The following is a 23,037-nucleotide window of genomic DNA, read 5'->3' on the forward strand; positions in this document are numbered from 1 at the left end:
AGGCGCCCACATGTGGCCCGGACCCATATGTGCATACGGCAAGATGACCGCGTGACCGACCCCGACGCCGCTGCCGCCGACCCCATCCTCAACCCCGCGCTGATGCGCAAGCACTACCAGGCCGAGGGCCTCGACGAGCACGACCTCGCCGCACATCCCATGGACCAGTTCACCCGCTGGTTCGAACAAGCGGTGCGGGCGGCCGCCGACGGCATGATCTACGAACCCAACGCGATGATCGTCTCCACCGCCGACGCCGAGGGCCACCCCAGCTCACGCACGGTCCTGATGAAGCAGTACGACACCCAGGGCTTCGTCTTCTACACCAACTACGACTCCCGCAAGGCCCAGGACCTCGCCGCGAACCCGCACATCTCGCTGCTCTTCCCCTGGCACGGGATCGCCCGTCAGGTCATCGTCACCGGCACCGCCCGCCGCACCGGCCGCGATGAGACCGCCGCCTACTTCCGCACCCGCCCGCACGGCTCCCAGCTCGGCGCCTGGGCCAGCGCCCAGTCCTCGGTCATCCACTCCCGCACCGAACTCGACACCGCCTATGCCGAGCTGAGCGCCCGCTACCCCGAGGGCGAACAGGTCCCGGTCCCCCCGCACTGGGGAGGCTTCCGCGTCGAACCCCGCACGGTCGAGTTCTGGCAGGGCCGCCACAACCGCCTCCACGACCGCCTCCGCTTCGTCACCGCCGCCGACGGCACCTGGCACGTGGAACGCCTCAGCCCCTGAGGCCCCGAGGGGGCAGGGCCGAAAACACAGACGACCCGCGAGCTCGGGTCCCTCCGCCTTGGCGGAGGAGCCGGCCGGACGTACCGGCGAGCTCGCGGGTCGGGTGACTGCGTTGGATTAGGCCGGCTGCGTGCATCTCGCGCACGCTGGTCCGGCACCGCACATCGTGTGGTGGCGAGCCGTTAGCCCGCAGCCACCTCTTCCGTCCGATATGCATACATCTACCGAACCACCTCCCTTCCGAAGTAACAGCCACTCTAGGAAGCTGCTCGGAACGGCTCAAGTGTTTTTTGGAGACGTTGGCGGAACGAGCCCCGGCCGAGTGCCGCGGCCGTACCCCTCTTCAGGGTTTCCTCCGGCTTTGCTTGATCAACTTCTGAGTCACCCCCTAGCGTTTCGTACGTGACAAAGCGGCAGGTGATTCTCAGCGGATCGGTGTTCGAGGAGCAGATCGGGTACGCGCGAGCCGTCGTGGACGGGGACTGGGTGCATGTGTCCGGGACCACGGGGTTCGACTACGCGGAGATGACCATCTCCGAGGACGTGGTGGAGCAGGCCGAGCAGTGTCTGCGGAACATCGGGGCGGCGCTGGCCGAAGCCCGGTGTGGGTTCAAGGACGTGGTGCGGGTGCGCTACCTGCTGCCCGCGCGGGAGGACTTCGAGCCGTGCTGGCCGGTGTTGCGGCGGGCGTTCGGGGATGTGCGGCCGGCCGCGACGATGATGGTGTGCGGGCTGTCGGATCCGCGGATGAAGATCGAGATCGAGGTGTACGCACGGCGGCCGACAGCGGGGGAGGGGGACGCGTGAGTGGTGCGCTGAGGGTCGTCGGCGTGGGTGGGGACGAGGCGCTGGAGGAGTGGCGCTACGTGCACAACGTCGTCGTACCGCCGGCCGCGATGTCGGCTGCCGAGGCGCGGGAGCGGCTGGCGCGGGGATACCGGCTGGAGAACGCGTACCTCGGTGACGTGCTCGTGGGCTGTTCCACCGTGCGGCCCGCGGTCGACGGGGTGGTGACCGTGATCGCCCGGGTGCTGCCGGGGTTTCGGGGGCGTGGGTTCGGCAAGGCGTTGTACGAGCGGGGGCTCGCGCACGCGCGCGTGCAGGGTGCCGAGGCCATCGAGACGTGTGTCCTGGCGGTCAACGAGGACGGGCTGCGGTTCGCCGGGCGGCACGGGTTCGTCGAGGTGGAGCGGTATGTGCTCGACGGAGGGAACGATGAGTGGGTGGATCTTCGGCTGGGGTTGTGAGCGTCGGCTTGCAACGATTCCTTCAATCTTGCGGGAACACAGTGTGGGCTGCGTCACGTTCGAGTTGAATGAAGGGCAGCGAGGAACCGGCGCGCCGTGCGTGCGGACGCAGCCTGATGGGGGTCCAGGTGAGTGCTTCCCGGCGTAGTGGGGCCACCGACGAGCTGGGGCCCGACGAGCCCGAGCCGGAACCGGAGCGGGACGGTCCGGAGGACTCGGGCGGGTCGGATCTGCTCGCGGCGCTCCTTGACGGCATGGACGCGGCCCTGTGCGCGTTCGACGCGGACGGGTTCGTCACCCACTGGAACCGTGAGGCCGAGCGGATCCTCGGGTGGACGGCGGCCGAGGCGGTGGGCCGGCACGGGTTCGCCGGATGGGCGGTGCGCGAGGCGGACGCCGACGAGGTCGAGGGGCGGCTGCTGTCGGCCATGCACGCCCCGGGGCGCCAGGTGCACGAGTTCGCGCTGCTCACCAAGGACGGCGGGCGGGTGCTCGTACGGACGCAGTCGGCGGTCGTGCGCGGCCCGGACGGGAAGCCCGCGGGTGTGTACTGCGCGTTCAGCGAGGTGCACACGCAGATCGACCTGGAGCGGTCGATCGCGCTGAGCGAGGCGCTGTTCGAGGACGCGGCCTGGGGTGTCGTCCTGGTCGACGCGGATCTGCGGCCCGCCGTCGTCAACGCGCATGCCGCGCGGGCGCTCGGGACGGGGCGTACGTCGGCGCTGGGGCGCCCGCTCGGGGAGCTGCTCGCGCAGGGCGTGGAGGATCTGGAGGGCGCGCTCACGCATGTGCTGGCCGAGGGTGCGCCGCCGGCGCCGGCCGAGATGTGGGTGAGTGTGCGGACGGCGGAGGGCGAGCAGCGGCGCTGCTGGCGGTCCGGGTTCGTGCGGCTGGCGTCGCCGCTCGCGGAGGAGCCGGTGCCGCTGGGGGTGGGCTGGCTGTTCCAGGACGTCACGGAGGCCAAGCAGGCCGAGCAGGAGGCGGCCATGCTGCGCTTCCGCGCGAACCAGCTGCACCGTGCGGGCCGGGCGGCCTGCGAGTGCGAGGATCCCGTGGAGGCGGCCACCGTCCATCTGGACTTCGCGCTGGCGGGATTCGCCGATCATGCGGTGGTCGACCGGGTGGTGGGCGGTGCCCGGGCGGACGGTGACGTGGGTCCGGTACGGCTGGTGCGGATCGCCGCCACGCCCTCCGGGGCGCCGGGGCCGAGTCTGCTGACGGGTGCGGCGGGGTTGCCGGTGCGCTACGAGGAGGGGCATCCGGCACTGCAGTGCGTGGCGCGCGCCGGGAGTGTGCGGGCGGACGCCGGGAGCGTGCCGGCGGACCGCGCGCGGGCGTGGGCGCTGGAGCGACAGTGGCCGGGGGACGCGGTGCACGCGTTGTGTGCGGTGTTGCGCAGCCGGGGACGGACGCTGGGCGTGCTGACGTTCCTGCGCGGTTCGGGGCGCAGCCGTTTCGAGCGGGTGGACGCGACGTACGCGGAGGACGTGGCGGTGCGGATCGCCACGGCGCTGGATCTGGCCCAGCTGTCGAAGGAGCGCCAGCAGTAGAGCGCCAGCAGTAGGGGGAAGAAGCGGCGGCGGGGGCGGCGTCTCAGTGCTGGTAGAAGATCCGGTCGCGGTACTCCTCGAACACGCGGGCGTTCCACTCGTGGCCGCCGTCGACGTTGCCGGAGCGCAGCAGCGGGGGTTCGATGCCGCGGCCGGCGAGCGTGGCCGCGGTGGTGGCCAGGACGGCCTGGAGCAGGGCGCTGGTGACGACCGTGGAGGCGGGGGCGAAGGGCGCGGGGATGGTGTCGAGGGTGAGTTCGGCGTCCCCGATGGCGATCTTCGAGTCGAGTACGACGTCGCAGTGGTCCTTGAGGTACGTGCCGGAGGAGTGCCGGGACGCGGTCTGGGCGGCGTAGGCGACGGAGGTCACGCCGATGACCTTGACGCCGCGGGTGCGGGCGCTGACGGCCATTTCGACGGGCAGGGCGTTGCGGCCGGAGAGGGAGATGATCACGAGGGCGTCGCCGGCACGCAGGGGTGAGGTGTCGAGGACGGCGGTGGCGAGTCCGTCGACGCGTTCCAGGCGGGAGCCGAGGGTCGCGGGCATCACGTCGACGCCGACCAGACCCGGTGCGGCGAGGAGGTTCATGAGAGCGAGGCCGCCCGCGCGGTAGACGACGTCCTGGGCGGCGAGGGAGGAGTGCCCGGCGCCGAAGGCGAAGAGCCGGCCGCCGGAGGCGACGGTGTCGGCGAGGAGGGTGCCGGCGGCGGTGATGGCCTCGGCCTCCTCGTCGCGGACGCGTTGCAGGAGGCCGATCGCGGCGTCGAAGAACAGGTCGGCGGGTGTGCCGTCGCTCATGCGGTGCCCCTTTGCGCGGTCGACGCCGTGGCCCGTGTCGCGGCGCTCCGTGGCACGGAAGTCTGTGTCGCCGATCACCCTCCGGTCTGGACCATCTCGGTGTCAATACGGCCGGGGGCGGCAGCGGCGGCCCGGGATGTCCGACCTCTGTCCTCCCGGCGTCCCCCGCTTGTCAGTGGGATCCGGCAGAATTGGTGACAGGGCCAGCGCACGCACGCGGCCGGGCTTCGGCAGAGGTAATCGAGGGGCACGTATGTCCGGACTGATCGACACCACGGAGATGTATCTCCGCACCATCCTCGAGCTTGAAGAGGAAGGCGTGGTCCCCATGCGCGCCCGCATCGCGGAGCGGCTCGACCAGAGCGGGCCGACGGTGAGCCAGACGGTGGCGCGGATGGAGCGGGACGGTCTGGTGTCCGTCGCCAGCGACCGCCATCTGGAGCTGACCGACGAGGGCCGCCGGCTGGCGACGCGCGTGATGCGCAAGCACCGGCTCGCCGAGTGCCTGCTGGTCGATGTGATCGGCCTGGAGTGGGAGCAGGTGCACGCCGAGGCGTGTCGCTGGGAGCACGTGATGAGCGAGGCCGTGGAGCGGCGGGTGCTGGAGCTGCTGCGCCACCCGACCGAGTCCCCGTACGGCAACCCGATCCCGGGCCTGGAGGAGCTGGGCGAGAAGGACGGCGCGGACCCGTTCCTCGACGAGGGCATGGTGTCGCTGGCCGACCTGGACCCGGGCGCGGACGGCAAGACCGTGGTCGTACGCCGGATCGGCGAGCCCATCCAGACCGATGCGCAGCTGATGTACACGTTGCGGCGGGCGGGTGTGCAGCCGGGTTCGGTGGTGAGCGTGACGGAGGCGGCCGGCGGAGTGCTGGTGGGCAGCGGCGGCGAGGCGGCCGAGCTGGTGGCGGACGTCGCCTCTCACGTGTTCGTCGCCAAGCGCTGAGACCGGAGGGTCGTTCAACTCCCGTTGCTCTTAGGGGAGTTGAAGCCTCTGGCCGTCGTCTCTCCCGAGTCGTTCGAACGTGTCGAATCCAAGATTCAATGCGCCGAATCGCAGCGCTGGAACGTTTCGCGTGCGAGGCTGTCGCGAGAGGCATATGACCTGAGGGGGGCGGGGAGGATGTGCCGAAGACATGGACCTGGACCTGGGGTTGGCCCCGGCACCTTTCGGTGCCGGGGCCTGTCCTCCCCAGTGCTGACCCGGAGCCCCGAGCTCTCAGGGTCATCCCCTCGGACCGTCTTCCCCGAGCGGTCCGCCCCCCGCAGAAGAAATCCCCCTGGTGGCGCCGATCATGCCTGGGGAGGGGTCACTCGAACGAGGGGTGTTGCCCGCAGGGACCCGATTTTCGAATAGACATTCGATAGTCTGCGGTGATAGCGAAGCATCATGAAGCGATACGAGGCGACACTAGGCACGCGGAGCTAGGGGGGTGCCAGGCTCATGGCACGACGCATCGACGTGACAGGAGCCGGCGGCGTACACCTTGCCGCCTGGGAGTTCGCGGACCCGCCCAAGCAGGGGGACCCGGCGCGGCCGCACGGCGATCGTGCCGACGCGGACCGCTCGTTCCCCGGCGTGCTCTTACTGCACGGCCTGATGGGCCGTGCCTCGCACTGGGCCTCCACCGCCCGCTGGCTCTCCGACCGGCACCGCGCCGTCGCACTCGACCAGCGCGGCCACGGCCAGAGCGACAAGCCCCCGCAGGCCGCGTACACCCGTGAGGCCTACGTCGAGGACGCCGCGGCCGCCATCGAGCAACTGGACCTCGCCCCGGCCGTGCTCATCGGCCACGCCATGGGTGCGCTGACCGCCTGGCAGCTCGCCGCGAACCGCCCCGAACTGGTCCGGGGCCTGATCATCTGCGACATGCGGGCCTCCGCGCTGGGCGCGGCCTCGCAGCGCGAATGGGCCGACTGGTTCAAGTCCTGGCCCGTCCCCTTCGCCACGCTCGCCGACGTACGCAAGTGGTTCGGCGAGGACGACCCGTGGGTGGAGCGGCCGAACCCGGCGCGCGGGGAGTTCTACGCCGAGGTGATGCACGAGTGCGCCGACGGCTGGCGGCCCGTCTTCGACCCCGACCAGATGCTGAAGTCCCGGGAGACCTGGGTGTACGACGCGCACTGGGAGGAACTGGCCCAGGTGCCGTGCCCCGCGCTGGTGGTGCGCGGGGTGGACGGGGAGCTGGGGCGGGCGGAGGCGCAGGAGATGGTCCGGGTCCTCTCCAAGGGGGAGTACGCCGAGGTGGCCGAGGCGGGGCACCTGCTGCCGTATGACCGGCCGGAGGCCTGGCGGGCGGCGGTCGAGCCGTTTCTTGATCGGGTGGGGGAGTGAAGGGTGCCTACGGGGGAGGGGGTGCAGGAGGTTCGGCGGGTGCGGGTGCGGGTGCGGGTGCGGGTGCGGGTGCGTTGTGGTTGCTCGCGCCCACGCGGTGGAGCCGCACATTCAACACAGCCCCGCGCCCCTGAAGGGGCGCATGTTCCGCCTGCCGGCTGAGAGGGCTCGCGCCCACGCGGCGGTAGCCGGAAGTCGATACGGCCCCGCGCCGCTGACGGGGCGCTGCGGTCAGCCCCTGCTGACAGCCGTGAGGATCTCCGGCAGGTTCGCCGCCGTGCGCGGCGCCGCCAGGCGCAGCCCCGGCCAGGTGATCGCCGCCCCGTAGGCCGCCCCCACCGGCAGCAGCACCCACGTCCACTCCCCGCCTCCCGCGCTCACGTTCAACGCGATCGTCAGGGCGAGGACGGGGGCGCACAGCAGGGCCGCCGAGACCATGCCGCCGAAGATCGCGATCCAGGCGAGGCCGGCCTGGCCGGGGGCGACGTTCTTGTGGCCCTCCTGGGGGATGGAGTACGGGAAGCGGGCCGAGGTCCAGGCGCCGGTCGCCAGCATCGCGCCGAGCAGGGCGAAGGACAGGCCGAGCACCTCGGGCAGCCGGGGCCAGTCGCCCAGCATGGCCGTGGTCAGGACGGTCACCAGCGTCGCGTACGGCAGGGTGATCACCAGCAGGGCCAGTGCCCGGCCGCGCAGCTCGACATAGGCGTCCCGCGGGGACGAGATGGTCATCGCGACCATCCAGAAGGCCGAGGTGTCCTGCCCGAACTGGTTGTACATCTGGATGCCGAGCATCCCGGCGGCGAAGCACGCGAAGTAGATCGACCCGGTGCCCTGGAGGGCGTTGAAGACGGGCACGATCAGGCCGATGGCCAGGGACGTCACCCACGCGGCCTTGGTCTTGGGGTCGCGCCAGACATAGCGCAGGCTGCGCGCCATGACCGTTCCGGTGCGGCCGGCCGGCAGCAGGCGCCCCAGGCCCGCGCCGTCGGAGGCACGGCTCCGGCCTGCCGAGTCGGGCGCCTGGACGGTCGAGCCGTCCGGCGAGGTCATCAGCCGGGTCAGGGTCCGCGCCCACGCGCCGATCAGCAACGCCGACGCGGCGACGGCCAGGCCCAGTTGTGCGGCGGCCACGCCGTAGGACCCCTCGCTCGCCGAGTGCACCGCGCCGATCGCCGACGCCGGCGGCAGCCAGCGCACCACGTCGGCCACCGGCGCGAGCTCCCCGAGCCCGGCCGCACCGAGGCTGCGGGCACCGAAGTTGACCAGCTGCGCCCCGATCGCGATGACCAGGCCGCTCAGTACCGCGAGGTCACGGCCCTTGCGGCTGCTGAGCAGCCGCACGTTCGCGGCGGCCACGGCCCGGGCGAGGGCCACACAGACCAGCAGCGCGAGGGGAACGGCGACGACCGCGAGGCCGTACCCGGCCGCCCCGTGCGCCACGGCCACCGCACAGCCCACCAGCAGCAGCAGCGAGAACAGCGGGCCGATGCCGACCAGGGACGCGGCCAGCAGGGCCCGTACCAGCGGTCGTGGGCGCAGCGGGAGCATCACCAGGCGCGTCGGGTCCAGGGTCTCGTCGCCGCTCGGGAAGAACAGCGGCATGACCGCCCACCCGAGGGCCAGCACGGCCGCCGCCGGCACGGCCACGGCATCCGCGTGCGCATGTCCGCGCAGCACGATCAGCCCCAGCAGCTGCACCGCCCCGAACAGCAGCGCGAGCACGGCCGACGCGACGAACGCGGCCCGCCGGCCACCGGACTGCCGCAGTCCGTTGCGCAACAGCGACAGCTTCAGCCGTACGACGGTGGCGGTCACGTCCGTCATCGGGCCGCCCCGCCGCCCAGCCAGTCCAGGTCCGACCCGGCGTTCCGTCCGCTCGCCCCGACCAGTTCGAGGAAGGCGGCCTGGAGGGTGCCGTGCGCCCCGCGCACGTCCTCCAACGTCCCCGTCGCCCGGATCCGCCCGGCGGCCAGCACCGCCACCCAGTCGCACAGCGACTCGACGAGTTCCATGACGTGGGAGGAGAAGACGACGGTCGCGCCGGAGGCCGTGTAGCGCTCCAGGACGCCCCGGATGGTCTGCGCGGACACCGGGTCGACGCCCTCGAACGGTTCGTCCAGGAAGAGGACTTCGGGGTTGTGGAGGAGAGCCGCCGCGAGCCCGATCTTCTTGCGCATGCCGGTCGAGTAGTCGACGACGAGCTTGTGCTGGGAGCCGGCGAGATCGAGGACGTCGAGGAGTTGCGTGGCCCGCTTGTCGACCTCGGCGCCGGGCAGTCCGCGCAGGCGGCCGCTGTAGCCGAGCAGTTCGCGTCCGGAGAGCCGCTCGAAGAGGCGGAGCCCTTCGGGGAGCACGCCGATACGGGCCTTCACCGCCACCGGGTCCTGCCAGACGTCGTGCCCGACCACCTCGACGCTCCCCTGGTCCGGCCGGAGCAGCCCGGTCACCATGGAGAGGGTGGTGGTCTTCCCGGCCCCGTTGGGCCCGACCAGCCCGACGAACTTCCCGGCGGGCAGCGACAGATCGATCCCGCCGACGGCCACCTGTTGCCCAAACCGCTTCCAGAGCCCACGAACACGCACGGCATCGGTCATGGGTGAACCCTACGGGGGAGGGGGGTCTGCGAGGGTGCGGGTGGGTGGAGGCTGAGGGCCGGGGGAGGCCTACCGGCGCCGGCAGGGTGCCGCTGCGCCCGCCCGTGCCGTCTGGGGCACCGCCCAGGCCCTTGAGGCACTGAGGGAGGCACGCCTGCCCGCGGCTGCGTAGCCGGCGTGAGTGGAGCGCCCCGTAAGGGGCGCGGGGAACTGCGCGATCGGCCACGACGCACCCGCAGCCGCCCACGGCACAGCACCCGGCAGCCCGACAGGCGCTACCGGTCCCGCCCACACGCGTAAGCCAGCGCCGAGATCAGCTCCTCCGCGTCCGGCAGCCACCGGTTCGCCGGTGTCGGCCGGCAGGCCCACTGCACCGCACCCCGGGAGCCCAGCCGCGTCGGCGGCGCCGGCACGTACGCGCCCTCACCCAGCGCCGTGAGGTCCAGCGACGCCGGCGCCCAGCCCAGCTTCCGTACCAGCTCCGGCACCTTCGCCGCCCCGCCAGGCAGCACGAAGAACTGCATCCGGCGATCGGGCGTGAGCGTCACCGGCCCAAGCGTCAGCTCCATCCGCTCCATCCGCGCCAGCGCCAGGAACCCGGCCGTCTCCGGGACGGACAGCGCGTCGAAGGTCCGACCCGTCGGCAGCAGGATCGACGCCGTCGGCTGCTTCTGCCACATCCGGCGCGCCACCGTCGCACTACCGGTCGCCTGCGTCGCCCAGTCCGGGCGCGCCGCGTGCGCGCCGGGCGCGCCGCACGCGACCTCCCCGCAGGAACAGCGCTGCACCCCCTCGTCCGCTTCCAGCCAGGTGCCGGGGAAGACGTCCCAGTGGCGCTCCTCGGCGTAGCGTACGGCGGTCTCCAGCAGCGATTCCCCGCGCTGCTTCGGAATCTGAGCGGCTTCGGTGCCGACGATCGTCTCTTCCACGCTCAACACAACTCCCGCACCCACCTGGAGTTACGGGCGTAGCGCGCGCGGGGGAGGAGCATCCTTTCCGCAACTGGGGCGCATGGATGCACGTGTGGGGGCGCGCAGGAGGAACCGGGGCGTGAGCGGGTAGTCACACGTGGGGGGTTGGCAGCGGTCGTAGCCGCAGTTCCGCTGCCTTTACCCGGCAATCCTCGCATGTCCCGCATTTTCGGTATGTCCGCTGGGCAGTGATCGTCAAGGCCGGATCTTTTCCCTACAGGGAGTTCGCAGGGGGTACGCCATGGCCGCAAGGCCGCTTGTCGCGCGGCAGCCGAACGAACGGTTGCAGGCGCTCATCCAGGAGGCGGGGTGCTCGAACGCCGGGCTCGCCCGCCGGGTCAACATGTGCGGCGCGGAGCACGGTCTCGATCTCCGGTACGACAAGACGTCCGTGGCCCGCTGGCTGCGCGGACAGCAGCCGCGGGGCCGCGCGCCCGCGATCATCGCCGAGGCGCTCGGGCGCAAGCTGGGCCGTACGGTCACGATCGACGAGATCGGCATGGCCAACGGCAAGAACCTCGCGTCGGGCGTCGGCCTCCAGTTCTCGCCGACGGTCCTGGGGGCCATCGAGCAGGTCTGCGAGCTGTGGCGCAGTGACGTGGGCCGCCGGGACTTCCTGTCCGGCTCCTCGGTCGCCGCGTCCGCGCTGGTGGAGCCCAGCCGGGACTGGCTGATCTCGGCGCCGGACGCGCAGGTGGCACGGCAGGCCGGGCCGCGGGTCGGGCCGTCGGACGTCGCGGCCGTGAAGGCCATGACACAGGCGCTCACCGACCTGGACCACCAGTACGGCAGCGGGCACGTGCGCCCGGTCGTCGTGCACTACCTCAACAGCGTGGTCTCCGGGCTGCTCGCCGGGTCCTACCGGGAGTCCGTCGGACGGGACTTGTTCGCCGCCGTCGCCCGGCTCACCGAACTCGCCGGGTACATGGCCGTCGACACCGGCCAACCCGGGCTCGCCCAGCGGTACTACATCCAGTCGCTGCGTCTCGCGCAGGCCGCCGGCGACCGCGGCTACGGCGGCTACGTGCTCGCCGCCTCCATGAGCCACCTCGCCGCACAGCTCGGCAACCCGCGGGAGATCGCCCAGTTGGCGCGGGCGGCGCAGGAGGGGGCGCGCGGGCGCGTGACTCCGCGCGCGGAGGCCATGTTCTACGCGGCCGAGGCCCGCGGGCACGCGCTGCTGGGGGACGCGCGGTCGGCGCAGCTGGCTTCGGGGCGCGCGGTGTCGGCGATGGAGGCGGCCGATCCGTCGGCCGGGGACGACCCGGCGTGGATCGCGCACTTCGACGAGGCCTATCTGGCCGACGAGTTGGCGCACTGCCACCGTGACCTGGGCCAGGCCGAGGCCGCCGCGAGGGCCGCGGAGCAGTCGCTGGCCGGGCACCCGCCGACGCGGGCGCGGCGCCGCGCGATCGGCTATGTGCTCCTCGCCACGGCGCAGGTGCAGCAGCGCGAGATCGAACAGGCCTGTGCCACGGGGCTCAGGGCGGTGGAACTCCTTGAGACGGTCCGTTCCAACCGGGGCGCCGAGTACCTGGAGGACTTCCAGCAGCGCCTGGAGCCGTTCCGGGACGAACCGGTCGTCAGGGAGTTCGGCGCCCGGCTGGATCTGCAGGCGGCCGCGTGAATTCATGCCCCGCGGATGCGTGAACGTGTGGGAAACCACACCTTGCCGGGCAAGGGGCGGCATATACAGCGCACCGCGGGGCGGTTTTGTTACTGCTGTCACAGGGAAGAAGATCGCGCCCTTTGCCGCGTGGCACCTTGCTGAGGGGACCCGGTAGCGTGAGCCGACGATTCACAAGGTCCCCCATTAGTAGGAGTCCCGGTGACGCAGAGTGGACAGGGCGAGCCCGCGCGCGAAGGCATCGTGCTGCCCTCCGACGGTAGCGAGCCGCTGCTGCCGGGCATGACGGGCGTTCCCGCCCCCCTGTCGCAGCCGCCCGCGCCGGCCCCGGCACCGACCACCGCGCCCTCCGAGGGCCAGGCCTGGGGGCAGCCGTGGGGACCCGGTCACCAGCAGGGCGCGCCGCAGCCCGAGCAGGGCTGGCCGCAGGCGGCCGGTCAGGAGTGGAACACCCCGGAGCCGGAGCTGCCGCCCGCCTGGAACGCCCAGGCGCAGGCCGGGCAGTCCCACGCCGGCCAGTACCAGCCCCCTGCCACCGGCGCCGGCCCGCTCCCGCCGGAGGGGGCGCCCGCCCCGTCGTACGGCGGCGGCTACGAGCAGTCGTACGGCTACGGCGCCCAGCCCCAGCAGCCGTACGGCGCCCCGCTGCCCCCGGCAGGCGGCCAGGACCCCTACGGCGCTCCGGGTACCGCGCTGCCGTCCGCCGGCCCGCACGGAAGCCACGGCGGGTACCCCGGTGCCCTGCCGTCCGCCGACGAGGGCGCGACCCAGTACATCCCGCCGGTGCCGGCCGCGCCGGTGGACGAGGGGGCCACGCAGTACATCCCGCCGGTGGCGGCGGCTCCCGAAGGGGCCACCCAGCTGATACCGCCGATCGGCCCGGGTGCGCTGCCGCCGGAGACGTCCCATGAGCAGACCACCTTCCTCGGCCGGCCGTCCGCCCCCGCCGCGCACTCCGACGCCGAGGCCACGCAGTACATCCCGCCGTACCAGGCCGGGGCCGAGCAGGGTGGGGACCGGCAGCCGCCCGCCGAGTTCGACAACCTCTTCCGCAGTGCGCCGGGCGGCGAGCCCCCGGCCGCGTCCACGGCCCAGCTGCCGCGCTACCAGCAGCAGCCGCAGAGCTTCCAGCAGCAGCCGCCGGCGTACACCCCGCCCCCGTCGTCGTACGGCCACGGTGACGACGGTGACGACGGTGGCCGGGGCGGTCGGGGCAGGTCGAAGGTGCCGCTGATCGCGGCCGTCGGGATCGGGATCGCCGTCCTCGGGATCGGGGCCGGTGCCCTGTTCAGCGGGGGCGGCGGGGACTCGGGCGACGCCAACAAGACGGTCGCCGCGTCCGTGCCCGCCACCGACGGGTCCGGGTCCGCCGCGGCCGATCCGGCGAAGGCGCAGGCCGCCGCCCTGGACAAGCTGCTCGCCGACAGCGGGAGCAGCCGGGCCACGGTGATCGGCGCGGTCGCCAACGTGAAGCAGTGCAAGAACCTGGACGGTTCCGCCTCCGACCTGCGCAATGCCGCCACGCAGCGCACCGCGCTGGTCGGCCGGCTGGCGAAGCTGTCCGTCGACAAGCTGCCGGACAACGCCGAGCTGACCACCGCCCTCACCAAGGCCTGGCAGGCCTCCGCGAACGCCGACAACCACTACGCGGCCTGGGCCGACCAGGCCAAGGGCAAGCACGGCTGCCACAAGGGCCAGGCCCGTACCACCGGCCAGACCGCGGCCGGCAACCAGGAGAGTGGCACCGCCAGCACCCAGAAGGTGAAGGCGGCCGCGCTGTGGAACACGATCGCGAGCAAGTACGGGCTGACCCAGCGGCAGCCGACCCAGCTGTGAGAGCGGGCCGGCTGTGAGAGCCGGTCGACCGGTGGGCCGGTCGACCGGCCCACCGGTCAGCTGAGGTCCGCGCTCTCCAGGACCTTGGTCATGTCGAGGGCGTTCTTGTTGGCCGACTGGAGCAGGCCGCCCTTGACGGTCTGGAGGTTCACGTCGGTGTTGACCAGCCGGGAGAAGCCGGCCGCGGACAGCTTGCCCTGGTAGGGCCAGGACAGCGACGGGGTGAGGTTGCCGGTGGAGACCTTCAGGCCGCTGTTGAGGGTGCGGCGCACACTGTCGGCGGTCACCTCGCCGCCGCCGATCTTCTCCAGGGCGGCGGCCAGGACCTTGTAGGCGATCCAGGTGGTCTGAACCCCGGCGTCGGCCGGGTCGATCCGGTTGTCGCCGAAGGCCTCCTTGCTGATGACCTTCTTCATCTCGTCCCAGCGCGCGTCCGAGGCCGCCGGGTACCAGCCGGTGATGTACGACCCCTCGTACGGCCCGGACGCACCGCCGGTGGAGTTGATCACCGTCTGGTCGACGCTGCCGACCTCGGCGGCCGTCTTCACCTTCGGGTAGTCCTGGCGGGCGCGCTGGAAGTTGTCCATGAAGGTGGCCGTGCGGTCACCGAGCTCGGGCACCACACAGCCCGTCTTCAGCGAGTCCGAGGTGGCGTTCTCCAGCGCCTTCTGCGACTGCTTGTCGTACGCGGTGAGGTCCTCGGCCGCGAGCTGGTCGATCGAGTGGGCGTGGCCGCCGGCCTGCAGGCCCGAGTCGAGCAGCTGGGGCAGCTGGTCGCCGGCGATGGTGTCCGGGCGGACCAGGGTGACCGGGCCGCACTGGTCGGCCAGCGCCTCCCCGAGTCCGGACAGCAGGGTGAGCTGGCCGCCGTTGACCGGGTAGGAGACGGGGCTGGTGAACTCGTCGTTCGACGCCCCGTAGCCGCCTATGTAGGGGATGGCGGCGCCTTCCAGCGCGGCGAAGTAGGAGTCGCCGAACTGACTGTAGGAGCCGACGACGGCGACGACGTTCTCGTCGGCCGCCTTCTGGGCGCAGTTCGCGGCGCCCACGCTGGTGTTGTGGTCGTTGCAGGTCACCAGCTTGAGCTTGTGGCCGCCGACGCCGCCCTGGGAGTTGAGCCAGCGGACGATCGCCGACGCCATGGCGGGCATGCCGGGCTTGTTGGTGGCGTTGGTCTTCTGCGGCGCCCAGGTCATCACCTTGATCTCGTCGCCCCCCGAGCCCGACAGTGCCGGGACGACCCCGCAGCCGGCGGCGAGAGACGCACAGGCCGTCATGGCCACTGCGGACAGCACGGTGGCTCTGACGCGCCGGTGGGTCGTGGGGAGGACGGTGGTGAGGGTGGGACGCCTGCCGGTCATGGACATGCACGATTCCCCCACATCACTAACCGAGGAGTGACCAATGGTCAACGAAGGGTGACGCGCAGGTGAATTGCGGGGGTCGGTGACGGGCGTGTGACGAGGAACGTACGATCGATGACCGTGCAAGGTTCGGAGAACTCTTCCCGTCGCGGCCGTCGCTCCTCCACCATGGGCGGCATGCCACTCAATGACATGCCGTGGTGGCGCTGGCGCAGCAATGTGCGCTCCGCGCTGCACATGCTCTCCGACCCGGAGTTCCAGCGGAACGTCTGGCTGGCCGGTCAGGACGGGTACGGCGACGTGACCGACGCGGTCTACCGGCTGGTCGAGGACACCTGGCTGGACAACTGGTCCGCGGAGAAATACGTCGGGACGATATTCCGCGACTCGCAGGAGGCGGCGCTCGTCGACACCGCCGTACTGCGGGTGCTGCGGATCATGCACCAGGTCGGGCCGGACTCGCCGGTCTCCGCGTACGTCGACCACGAGGCGTGGCCGGACGCGGTCCGGGCGGCGCGGGACGCTCACATACGCCTGGCGGTGAGCGACGGCGACGACCCGGACATCCCGCCGCGCACTCTCGAGGTGCTGCGGATCATGACGCGGGCGGCCTGAGTCCGCGAAGCGGACGCTGACCACCGGAGGGCGGCCGGGCATGAGACTCTGTGGTGCATGACCGATCAGCCCACCCGAGCCCAGGCCGCCCTGGCCGACCAGTACGTCCTCACCCTCTCCTGCCCGGACAAGCAGGGCATCGTGCACGCCGTGTCGAGCTATCTGTTCATGACCGGCTGCAACATCGAGGACAGCCAGCAGTTCGGGGACCACGACACGGGTCTGTTCTTCATGCGCGTGCACTTCTCGGCCGAGGAGCCGGTGACGGTCGACAAGCTGCGGGCCAGTTTCGCGGCGGTCGGTGACTCCTTCCACATGGACTGGCAGATCAACCGGGCCGACGAGCGGATGCGGGTCGTCCTCATGGTCAGCAAGTTCGGGCACTGCCTGAACGACCTGCTCTTCCGCGCGCGGATCGGCGCGCTGCCGGTGGACATCGCCGCGGTGGTCTCCAACCACACCGACTTCGCGGAGCTGGTGGAGTCGTACCACGTCCCCTTCCGCCACATTCCGGTGACGAAGGAGACGAAGGCGGACGCGGAGGCCCAGCTCCTTGAGCTGGTCCGCGAGGAGAACGTCGAGCTGGTGGTCCTGGCCCGGTACATGCAGGTCCTCTCGGACGACCTGTGCAAGCAGCTCAGCGGCCGGATCATCAACATCCACCACTCGTTCCTGCCGAGCTTCAAGGGCGCGAAGCCGTACCACCAGGCGCATGCGCGAGGCGTCAAGCTGATCGGGGCGACGGCGCACTACGTCACGGCGGACCTCGACGAGGGGCCGATCATCGAGCAGGAGGTCGAGCGGGTGGGCCACGGCGTCACCCCGGACCAGCTGGTCGCGATCGGGCGCGACGTGGAGTGCCAGGCGCTGGCGCGGGCGGTGAAGTGGCACGCGGAGCGCCGCATCCTGCTCAACGGCCGGCGAACGGTCGTCTTCGCCTGACCGTCGCCCGAGGGGCGGAGTGGTGCCGGTCGTACGGCGGCCGCGGGTTCGTGGGGGCCGTTCGCGCAGTTCCCCGCGCCCCTGGAAAAGACGGGGCTGCGCCTCGCTTTCAGCTTTTAGGGGCGCGGGGAACTGCGCGACCAGCCACGAACCACCCGCGGCCGCCGTACGACCGGCACCACCCCCTACATCCGGCTCAGGCTCGCCGCCGCGAACAACACGTCCCTGATCGCCGCCCGATCCCCCAGCTGGCCCGCCGCCGCGTCCTCCGGCGGTACATGGCCCGCGGCCAGCCGGCAGAACTCCACGTCGTCCAGCGCCACGTGCGCCACCTCGAACTCCTCCGAGCCCACCGCCCCCGGCGAGTCCAGCGGGATCAGCCACTCACCGCCCCCGTGGCCCTCGATCTCCAGCCGCAGGCTGCGGCCGGGCTGTCCCGCAGGGACCAGGTGCGGGGTCGGCCCGGGCGCCGCCAGCCCCGCCTGCCGGCGCGCCGCCAGCGCGGTGGGAAGCATCCGTGCCGCGAGGTCGATCATCCTGTGCAGATACCTCGGGGCCGGCGGCCCGTAGGGGTAGTCCACGGCCTCCGCGATGTCCTCCGCGTGCACCCAGCACTCGAAGGCGCGGTCCAGCATCGCGTCGTGCAACGGCAGCGCGAAGTCGCCGTACGACACCCCGAGGCGCCCGGCGCCGCCGCCGGTGAAGGAGACGGTCTGCACGAGCCGGTGGCTCTGCTCCCGCCAGGGACCCCGTACCGCACGGGTCGGCGGATAGTACGAGGCCTGCCAGAAGGCCTCGGTGCGGGCGGAGGGGCCCTGTGCGGGCACCTCCCCCAGGGGGTCGTCGAGGCCGAGCGCCCTCGCCACCAGGCCGTCGACGGACAGCAGATGCGCGATGACCCCGGCGACCGTCGTACGGCGGCTCGTCGGCGCCGCGCCGTCGAACCAGCGCAGCCGTACCGGTGCGTGCCACTCCGCGTCGCCGATGTCCTGGAGCAGGGCGTCCAGGCGGGCGGTCTCGGCGTCGTAGGGGGCCGCCCACTCGGGGATCGGGATGCGCGGCGGGCGACGGTCCAGACAGGCCTCCAGGACGCGGGTGCGCAGGCCGGGGTCGAGGTCGAGGCTCTCCGGCTGGTGCAGCAGGCCGACCGCCTCGCGCAGCCGCCGTGCCTCGTCCGCGCAGGCCCCGCAGTCGCCGAGGTGGACCTCGACGGCGAGGGCCTCCGCGGTCGAGCAGGCGGCCAACGCCCACGCGCCGAGGAGCGACTTCAGGACGTCGTGCGGCAACTCCAGCGGTACCGGCGGCGGGCCGTCGAGTTCGGGCAGCGGCTGCCCGCCGTCCTCGACGGAGGCCCGGGGCAGCGGGATGCGCGGCGGCCCGCCCGGCCGGCCGCTGCCGTCGCGCGGCACGTCACCGGCTCCGTCACCGGCTCCGCCGCCGGAGCCCGTGCCGTCGTGCGCGTCGAACGGGTCGGCGCCGGTCACACCGCACCTCCGTACCCGGGCGGTCTCCCGGCGTCGTGTGCGGTGGAGAGCAGTTGCAGGCCGAGGCGGAGCCGCCGGCGGGCCTCGTCCTCGGTGACGCCCAGGTCCACCGCGGTCTGGCGGTAGTCACGGCGCTGGAAGTAGGCGAGGTCCAGGGCGGCGCGCAGCGGGGTCGGCATGGAGTGCACGATGTAGTCCGCGCGGGCGGCGACGGAGGCGCGCCGCACCTTGCGCTCCAGCTCCTCCGTGGCCTCCGCGCCGGTGTCACCCGGGGTGAGCGCGGCGGTCTCGGTGGCCCTGAGGCGCTGTACGGCGAGCCGGTGGGTCAGCGCGGCGACCCAGGAGCGCAGCGGGCCCTGCCTGGGGTCGTAGGTGTCCGGATGTTCCCAGACATGGGCGAAGACCTCGCGGGTTATGGAGTCGGCGGCCCGCTCGTCCCCCAGGACGCGGTGGGCGAGGCCGTGCACGAGCGAGGCGAAGCGGTCGTAGAGCTCGCCGAGGGCGGCGGCCTCGCCGCGCGCGAGCCGCTGCTGCATCTTGCGGTCCCAGCGGGGCGGTACGTCCTTCTTCGCCATGCGGCCCCCTCCCCGTGCCCGTATCCAGCGTGTCTCCACCGTCTCCTCGAATGTAGTCGGCACGTCCGACAACGCACGCCCCTTTATGGCAATGCGCGCCCCCTGCGGGACCGCGAGTGGTAAAGACCCTTCGATGTTCCTCCGTCGTCTCTCCGTGCGCTGGTCAGTGCGCCCCTCGAGGCGCTTCTCCGGTGCCACGGTCGTCGCCGGGCGACCCTTCTGTATCTGATCGAACAGGATCGTTGGTGACCGAAACAAGACCCTTGCCGTTCGTCGCTCGTTTGTTGTCCGGGGTTTCGGGGAACGGCCGCTGGGCAGCCGCGCGAAAAGAAGCGAAGGAACTGGCTCCGTTTCCGGGCGGTTCCGGAGATCCGGCGAGCGAAGGGCTGAGCCGTGGCTTTCAAGGTGACCGACGTCGAACAGGGTGAGTGGGCCGTGCTCGGGGTCTCGGGTGAACTGGACCTGGTGACCTCGCCGGTGCTGCGCCAGCGGGTGCACGACGCGGTGGCCGACGGCCGTCACAGCCTGGTCCTCGACCTCTCCGACGTCTTCTTCTGCGACTCCAGCGGGGTCGGCGTCCTCATCGCGGCCCGCCGCCTGATCCGCTCCTGCCGGGGCCGGCTGCGGCTGATACTGCCCGCTCAGGGCGCGAGTGACGGTTCTCACGTCAACCGGGTCCTCGGCGCCCTCGGCGTACGACGGCTGTTCGAGGTGTACCCCGACATGGACAGCGCGGTCAGCGACGAGGAGGGGCCGCTCTCGGCGTAGCGGGCGCGCACCCGCCAAGGCCGGCGGCCGGCGACCGCGGCGCGCGCCCTATAGCCGACGATCACGACCGTGCCACATTGTTGTCGCAGAATTCCCCCGGTCTTGGCACAAGGGCCGTTTTCCCGCTCCCCGGCCGCCGCGCGCGTCGTACGCTCCCTGCGAGAGGAACCCCCACGTCACGTAAGGCGGCCTGAACACACATGGTCAGCACCGAGTACGAGCGACGGATCGCCGCCCGGTTCGCAACCTTCGACCAGGACGGCAACGGCTCGATCGACCGCGAGGACTTCAACACGGCGGCCAAGGCGCTGCTCGCCGAGTTCGGCACCCCCGCCCGCTCCGACAAGGGCCAGGCCCTGTACGCGGGCGCGGAGGCCTTCTGGCAGGGCATGGCCGGCATGGCGGACCGGGACGGCGACCAGCGCATCACCCGCGAGGAGTTCGTGAGCGGCGCGATCAAGCGGCTGCACGACAACCCCGACCGGTTCGGCGAGATCGCCCGCCCCTTCCTGCACGCGGCCCTCGCCCTCGCGGACACCGCGGGCGACGGCACCGCGACCGTCACCGACACCGTGCGCGTGCTGCGCGTCCTCGGGGTCCCGCCGGAGACCGCACAGGCGGTCGCGGCCGGCCTCGACGTCGACGGCGACGGGAAGGTCGCGGAGGCGGAGATCGTCCCGGCGTTCGCCCGCTACTTCACGATCCCGGAGTAACACTCCCCGGCACGGCCCCTCCCGGGCTCCCCGACGCGGGTGTCTCTCGGCCCGGAGGCGCGGGTGCCCCCGGGCTCCCCGGTGTGGCAGCCTTCGCGTCCCTCGGTGTGGACGTCGTCGAGAAGTGGTCGCGCAGCTTGTACTTGAGCACCTTGCGCAGGGTCTCGTTGCGTGGAAGGGCGTCCACCACCTCCAGCCGCTCCGGCAGCTTGTGCACCGACAGTCCTTCCGCGCGCAGGTACGCCACCACCTCCGGGAGCGTCAACGCGGCCGCACCCGGCGGCTGTTCGACCACCGCGCACACCAGCTCCCCACGCTCCGCGTCCGGCAGCCCCACCACCGCCGCGTCGCCCACCGCCGGATGCGCGGCGAGCAGGTCCTCGATCTCCTTCGCCGAGATGTTCTCGCCCTTGCGGATGATCACGTCCTTGAGGCGGCCGGTGAGGACGAGGTGACCGCTCTCGGTCATCCGCCCGAGGTCACCGGTGCGCAGGAACCCCTCCTCGTCGAAGGCCTCGGCGGTCTGCGCCGGATCCAGATACCCCTGGCACACCGCCTCCCCGCGCAACCGCACCTCGCCACCCTCGCCGATCCGTATCTCCATCCCCTGCGGCGGCTTCCCCTCGGTCGTCGCCAGGTTCTCCGCCGTGTCGTCCGGCGCCCCCATCGTGATCATCGGCACCTCGGTCATGCCGTACCCGTGCGTCAGCTGCACCCCCATTTCGCGCACCACCGCGTGGTACACCTCCGGCGGCTTGGGCGCCCCGCCGCCGGCCAGCAGCCGCAGCGAGGGAATCACCGGAACCCCCGGTTCCTTGCGCTGCTCCGCCAGGAACATCGAGTAGAACGCCGTCGACCCGCCGGCCACGGTCACTCCGTGCCTGCGGTACTCCGGGAGTGCGTCCGGCAGCGCGAACTGCTCGAACATGACCGCCGGGAAGCCGTACAACAGCAGCATCACCGTGTAGTCGGGGCCCGCGATGTGCGCGTACGGGAAGGCCATCGAGCCCACGTCGGCCGCTGTGAGCCGCAGCGCGTGCGCCAGGCACGAACCGCCCGCGATCAGTGAACGGTCCGTGTGGAGAACGCCCTTGGGGTCCGAGGTGGTTCCCGAGGTCCAGTAGATCCACCGGACGGAGGTGCCCTCGGCGGGCGGGGCGGGCAGCACCGCCGGATCGCCGTCGGGCAGTTCGCCGTACGCCTCGAAGACCCCCTTCGCGCCCAGCCGCCGCGCCATCTCCGTGTGGTCGAAGCCGCGCCACACGCCCGGTACGGCGAAGAACTCGGCCCGGGACTCGCGCAGGGCGAAGCCGACCTCGCGGTCCCGGTAGAAGGGGATGACGGGCGACTGGACGGCACCCAGCCTGGCCAGCGCGAAGGACAGGACGGCCGTCTCGATCCGGGTCGGCAGCTGCCAGGCGACGACCGTGCCGGGGCGCACGCCCATGCCGTACAGCCCGGCCGCCGCGCGTTCGGCACGCGCGCGCAGGGCGCCGAAGGACAGCGTGCGGTCGTCCTGGAGGAACACCGGTCGGCCGGGGGTGAGTTCGGCGCGGCGGACGACCAGGTCCCAGAGCGTGCGGGAGGCGCTCAGTTCGTGTGCGGTGGCGTTCATGGAGTCCCCCTGCCCAGCGTAACTGACGAGTCGTCAGATCGTATGGGTCGGCGCCTTGTCGGTCCAGGGATGCGGGGCTAGCCTGCGAGATCTGACGAGCCATCAGCTCTGTGGGGGTGTCTGCCGGTGGATCTGTCGTACACGCCCGAGGAGGAGGACTTCCGGGCGCGGCTGCGGGAGTGGCTCGCCAAGGTGCTCCCCGGCCTGCCGCCGAAGCCGCGACCCGAGGACTGGCCGGGCCGCCGCGCCTACGACCTCGGCTGGCAGCGGACGCTGTACGACGCCGGATACGCCGACGTCCACTGGGACGCGTCCCCCACCACGCGGCTGATCTTCCTCGAGGAGACCGAGCGGGCCGGCGCGCCCTATGTCGGCGCCAACTTCGTGGGCCTGCTGCACGCGGGCCCCACCATCGCCGCCGAGGGCACCGAGGAGCAGCGGGCGCGCTGGCTGGCGCCGATCCTGCGCGGCGAGGAGGTGTGGTGCCAGGGTTTCAGCGAACCGGGCGCCGGCTCCGACCTGGCGGCGCTGCGCACGCGCGCGTGGCGCGACGGGGACGACTACGTGGTGAGCGGTTCCAAGATCTGGACCTCGCACGCGGAGGTCGCCGACTGGTGCGAACTGCTGGTGCGCACGGACCCGGAGGCGCCCAGACACCGGGGCATCAGCTGGCTCGCCATGCCCATGGCCGCGCCGGGCATCACCGTACGGCCGCTGCGCACGCTCGCCGGGTCCGCCGAGTTCGCCGAGGTCTTCCTCGACGAGGTGCGGGTGCCCGTGGCCAACCGGGTGGGCGCCGAGAACGACGGCTGGCGCGTCACCATGGTGACCCTCTCCTTCGAACGCGGCACGGCTTTCGTCGGCGAGGTCGTCGCCTGCCGCCGGGTGCTCGGCGACCTCGCGCGCGTGGCGCGTGCGAACGGCACCTGGGACGACCCGGTGCTGCGCCGCCGCCTCGGCCGGCTGAACGCCGAGTTCCGGGCGCTGTGGCGGCTGACCCAGTGGAACGTCAGGGAGGCGGAGGGCAGGGGCGTGCCCGGCGTCGGCGGCTCGGTCTTCAAACTGCGCTACTCGCAGGCACGGCAGGAGCTGTACGACGCGGCCGCCGCCGTGCTCGGCCCGGACGCCCTCGACCTGGACCGGCCGTGGGTCCTCGACCGGCTCTCCTCCCTCTCGTACACCATCGCGGCCGGGACCTCGCAGATCCAGCGGAACATCGTGGCCGAGCGGATCCTCGGGCTGCCGAAGGGGCGGTGAGCGG

General features: G+C 72.2%; 21 protein-coding genes. 13 read left to right on the top strand and 8 right to left on the bottom strand.

The genetic code is table 11. The features are described 5' to 3' along the window. Positions 1-27 precede the first annotated feature (27 nt). The 4 genes from pdxH to AB0N16_RS23770 all read left to right on the top strand — a co-directional run bounded on the left by pdxH (position 28) and on the right by AB0N16_RS23770 (position 3,538). Positions 28-741 (top strand): pyridoxamine 5'-phosphate oxidase, encoded by a 714-nt coding sequence (pdxH, locus tag AB0N16_RS23755; protein WP_365799745.1) that lies wholly within the window; start codon positions 28-30, stop codon positions 739-741. 402 nt (positions 742-1,143) lie between these two features. Continuing rightward, positions 1,144-1,548: a RidA family protein gene (locus AB0N16_RS23760; RefSeq protein WP_365799747.1), complete on the top strand. Its 405-nt coding sequence runs from the start codon at positions 1,144-1,146 to the stop codon at positions 1,546-1,548. Next, complete coding sequence (locus tag AB0N16_RS23765) at positions 1,545-1,988, top strand: GNAT family N-acetyltransferase (protein WP_365799749.1); 444 nt, start codon at positions 1,545-1,547, stop codon at positions 1,986-1,988. Before AB0N16_RS23760 ends, AB0N16_RS23765 begins: the two co-directional genes overlap by 4 nt. A gap of 128 nt (positions 1,989-2,116) precedes the next feature. Beyond that, positions 2,117-3,538, top strand: a complete 1,422-nt coding sequence (locus AB0N16_RS23770; RefSeq protein WP_365799751.1) for a PAS domain-containing protein — start codon at positions 2,117-2,119, stop codon at positions 3,536-3,538. Positions 3,539-3,581: 43 nt separating this feature from the next. Here AB0N16_RS23770 and AB0N16_RS23775 read toward each other — a convergent pair whose 3' ends face one another. Further along, positions 3,582-4,337: an SIS domain-containing protein gene (locus AB0N16_RS23775; protein ID WP_365799753.1), complete on the bottom strand. Its 756-nt coding sequence runs from the start codon at positions 4,335-4,337 to the stop codon at positions 3,582-3,584. Positions 4,338-4,590: 253 nt separating this feature from the next. Here AB0N16_RS23775 and AB0N16_RS23780 point away from each other — a divergent pair, with 253 nt between their 5' ends. Together AB0N16_RS23780 and AB0N16_RS23785 are read left to right on the top strand one after the other, a co-directional pair. Continuing rightward, positions 4,591-5,283, top strand: a complete 693-nt coding sequence (locus AB0N16_RS23780; RefSeq protein ID WP_365799755.1) for a metal-dependent transcriptional regulator — start codon at positions 4,591-4,593, stop codon at positions 5,281-5,283. Between the two features lie 498 nt (positions 5,284-5,781). Further along, entirely contained in the window at positions 5,782-6,672 is an 891-nt protein-coding gene (locus AB0N16_RS23785; protein WP_365799757.1) for an alpha/beta hydrolase, read from the top strand. Positions 6,673-6,903: 231 nt separating this feature from the next. Here AB0N16_RS23785 and AB0N16_RS23790 read toward each other — a convergent pair whose 3' ends face one another. From AB0N16_RS23790 to AB0N16_RS23800, 3 genes are all read right to left on the bottom strand, one after another. After that, the gene (locus AB0N16_RS23790) at positions 6,904-8,496 is read right to left on the bottom strand and encodes a transporter (RefSeq protein WP_365799759.1); all 1,593 of its coding nucleotides are present in this window, start codon (positions 8,494-8,496) and stop codon (positions 6,904-6,906) included. After that, complete coding sequence (locus AB0N16_RS23795) at positions 8,493-9,266, bottom strand: ABC transporter ATP-binding protein (RefSeq protein ID WP_365799761.1); 774 nt, start codon at positions 9,264-9,266, stop codon at positions 8,493-8,495. Before AB0N16_RS23795 ends, AB0N16_RS23790 begins: the two co-directional genes overlap by 4 nt. Before the next feature lie 275 nt (positions 9,267-9,541). Then, the gene (locus tag AB0N16_RS23800) at positions 9,542-10,195 is read right to left on the bottom strand and encodes a bifunctional DNA primase/polymerase (protein ID WP_365800017.1); all 654 of its coding nucleotides are present in this window, start codon (positions 10,193-10,195) and stop codon (positions 9,542-9,544) included. Positions 10,196-10,478: 283 nt separating this feature from the next. Here AB0N16_RS23800 and AB0N16_RS23805 point away from each other — a divergent pair, with 283 nt between their 5' ends. Together AB0N16_RS23805 and AB0N16_RS23810 are read left to right on the top strand one after the other, a co-directional pair. Then, positions 10,479-11,864 carry a transcriptional regulator gene (locus AB0N16_RS23805; protein ID WP_365799763.1) on the top strand — a complete coding sequence of 462 codons (1,386 nt, stop codon included), beginning with the start codon at positions 10,479-10,481 and terminating at the stop codon, positions 11,862-11,864. A 201-nt stretch (positions 11,865-12,065) separates the two neighbouring features. Continuing rightward, positions 12,066-13,700, top strand: coding sequence for a hypothetical protein (locus tag AB0N16_RS23810; protein ID WP_365799765.1), 1,635 nt, complete (start codon positions 12,066-12,068; stop codon positions 13,698-13,700). A gap of 56 nt (positions 13,701-13,756) precedes the next feature. Here AB0N16_RS23810 and AB0N16_RS23815 read toward each other — a convergent pair whose 3' ends face one another. After that, on the bottom strand, positions 13,757-15,061 hold the full coding sequence (locus tag AB0N16_RS23815) for an ABC transporter substrate-binding protein (RefSeq protein WP_365799767.1): 1,305 nt from the start codon (positions 15,059-15,061) through the stop codon (positions 13,757-13,759). Positions 15,062-15,178: 117 nt separating this feature from the next. Here AB0N16_RS23815 and AB0N16_RS23820 point away from each other — a divergent pair, with 117 nt between their 5' ends. Both AB0N16_RS23820 and purU read left to right on the top strand, forming a co-directional pair. Continuing rightward, on the top strand, positions 15,179-15,679 hold the full coding sequence (locus AB0N16_RS23820) for a hypothetical protein (RefSeq protein ID WP_365799769.1): 501 nt from the start codon (positions 15,179-15,181) through the stop codon (positions 15,677-15,679). A gap of 57 nt (positions 15,680-15,736) precedes the next feature. Then, positions 15,737-16,621, top strand: a complete 885-nt coding sequence (gene purU, locus AB0N16_RS23825) for a formyltetrahydrofolate deformylase (RefSeq protein ID WP_365799771.1) — start codon at positions 15,737-15,739, stop codon at positions 16,619-16,621. Positions 16,622-16,806: 185 nt separating this feature from the next. On the opposite strand, the gene AB0N16_RS23830 is transcribed toward purU, so the two are convergent. Beyond that, the gene (locus AB0N16_RS23830) at positions 16,807-18,030 is read right to left on the bottom strand and encodes a maleylpyruvate isomerase N-terminal domain-containing protein (RefSeq protein ID WP_365800019.1); all 1,224 of its coding nucleotides are present in this window, start codon (positions 18,028-18,030) and stop codon (positions 16,807-16,809) included. 71 nt (positions 18,031-18,101) lie between these two features. After that, the gene (locus AB0N16_RS23835; protein WP_365799773.1) at positions 18,102-18,680 is read right to left on the bottom strand and encodes a sigma-70 family RNA polymerase sigma factor; all 579 of its coding nucleotides are present in this window, start codon (positions 18,678-18,680) and stop codon (positions 18,102-18,104) included. Positions 18,681-19,073: 393 nt separating this feature from the next. Here AB0N16_RS23835 and AB0N16_RS23840 point away from each other — a divergent pair, with 393 nt between their 5' ends. Then, a complete protein-coding gene (locus AB0N16_RS23840) occupies positions 19,074-19,448 on the top strand; it encodes an STAS domain-containing protein (RefSeq protein WP_365799775.1) in 375 nt (124 codons plus the stop codon). A gap of 200 nt (positions 19,449-19,648) precedes the next feature. Continuing rightward, a complete protein-coding gene (locus AB0N16_RS23845) occupies positions 19,649-20,161 on the top strand; it encodes an EF-hand domain-containing protein (RefSeq protein ID WP_365799777.1) in 513 nt (170 codons plus the stop codon). Here the strand turns inward: AB0N16_RS23845 and AB0N16_RS23850 are convergent. Further along, entirely contained in the window at positions 20,145-21,776 is a 1,632-nt protein-coding gene (locus tag AB0N16_RS23850) for an AMP-binding protein (protein ID WP_365799779.1), read from the bottom strand. The genes AB0N16_RS23845 and AB0N16_RS23850 overlap by 17 nt on opposite strands. A 126-nt stretch (positions 21,777-21,902) precedes the next feature. Here AB0N16_RS23850 and AB0N16_RS23855 point away from each other — a divergent pair, with 126 nt between their 5' ends. Beyond that, positions 21,903-23,033 (top strand): acyl-CoA dehydrogenase family protein, encoded by a 1,131-nt coding sequence (locus AB0N16_RS23855; protein WP_365799781.1) that lies wholly within the window; start codon positions 21,903-21,905, stop codon positions 23,031-23,033. Positions 23,034-23,037 lie beyond the last annotated feature (4 nt).

Source organism: Streptomyces sp. NPDC051105, from assembly GCF_040682795.1.
Lineage (GTDB): Bacteria > Actinomycetota > Actinomycetes > Streptomycetales > Streptomycetaceae > Streptomyces.

Excerpts from the sequence above, each read along its gene's own strand:
- AB0N16_RS23850 (WP_365799779.1), bottom strand. The coding sequence starts at position 21,776 with ATGAACGCCACCGCACACGAACTGAGCGCCTCCCGCACGCTCTGGGAC.
- AB0N16_RS23820 (WP_365799769.1), top strand. The coding sequence starts at position 15,179 with ATGACCGTGCAAGGTTCGGAGAACTCTTCCCGTCGCGGCCGTCGCTCC.
- AB0N16_RS23815 (WP_365799767.1), bottom strand. The coding sequence starts at position 15,061 with ATGACCGGCAGGCGTCCCACCCTCACCACCGTCCTCCCCACGACCCAC.
- AB0N16_RS23795 (WP_365799761.1), bottom strand. The coding sequence starts at position 9,266 with ATGACCGATGCCGTGCGTGTTCGTGGGCTCTGGAAGCGGTTTGGGCAA.
- AB0N16_RS23790 (WP_365799759.1), bottom strand. The coding sequence starts at position 8,496 with ATGACGGACGTGACCGCCACCGTCGTACGGCTGAAGCTGTCGCTGTTG.
- AB0N16_RS23835 (WP_365799773.1), bottom strand. The coding sequence starts at position 18,680 with ATGGCGAAGAAGGACGTACCGCCCCGCTGGGACCGCAAGATGCAGCAG.
- AB0N16_RS23785 (WP_365799757.1), top strand. The coding sequence starts at position 5,782 with ATGGCACGACGCATCGACGTGACAGGAGCCGGCGGCGTACACCTTGCC.
- pdxH (WP_365799745.1), top strand. The coding sequence starts at position 28 with ATGTGCATACGGCAAGATGACCGCGTGACCGACCCCGACGCCGCTGCC.
- AB0N16_RS23845 (WP_365799777.1), top strand. The coding sequence starts at position 19,649 with ATGGTCAGCACCGAGTACGAGCGACGGATCGCCGCCCGGTTCGCAACC.
- AB0N16_RS23805 (WP_365799763.1), top strand. The coding sequence starts at position 10,479 with ATGGCCGCAAGGCCGCTTGTCGCGCGGCAGCCGAACGAACGGTTGCAG.
- purU (WP_365799771.1), top strand. The coding sequence starts at position 15,737 with ATGACCGATCAGCCCACCCGAGCCCAGGCCGCCCTGGCCGACCAGTAC.
- AB0N16_RS23775 (WP_365799753.1), bottom strand. The coding sequence starts at position 4,337 with ATGAGCGACGGCACACCCGCCGACCTGTTCTTCGACGCCGCGATCGGC.
- AB0N16_RS23780 (WP_365799755.1), top strand. The coding sequence starts at position 4,591 with ATGTCCGGACTGATCGACACCACGGAGATGTATCTCCGCACCATCCTC.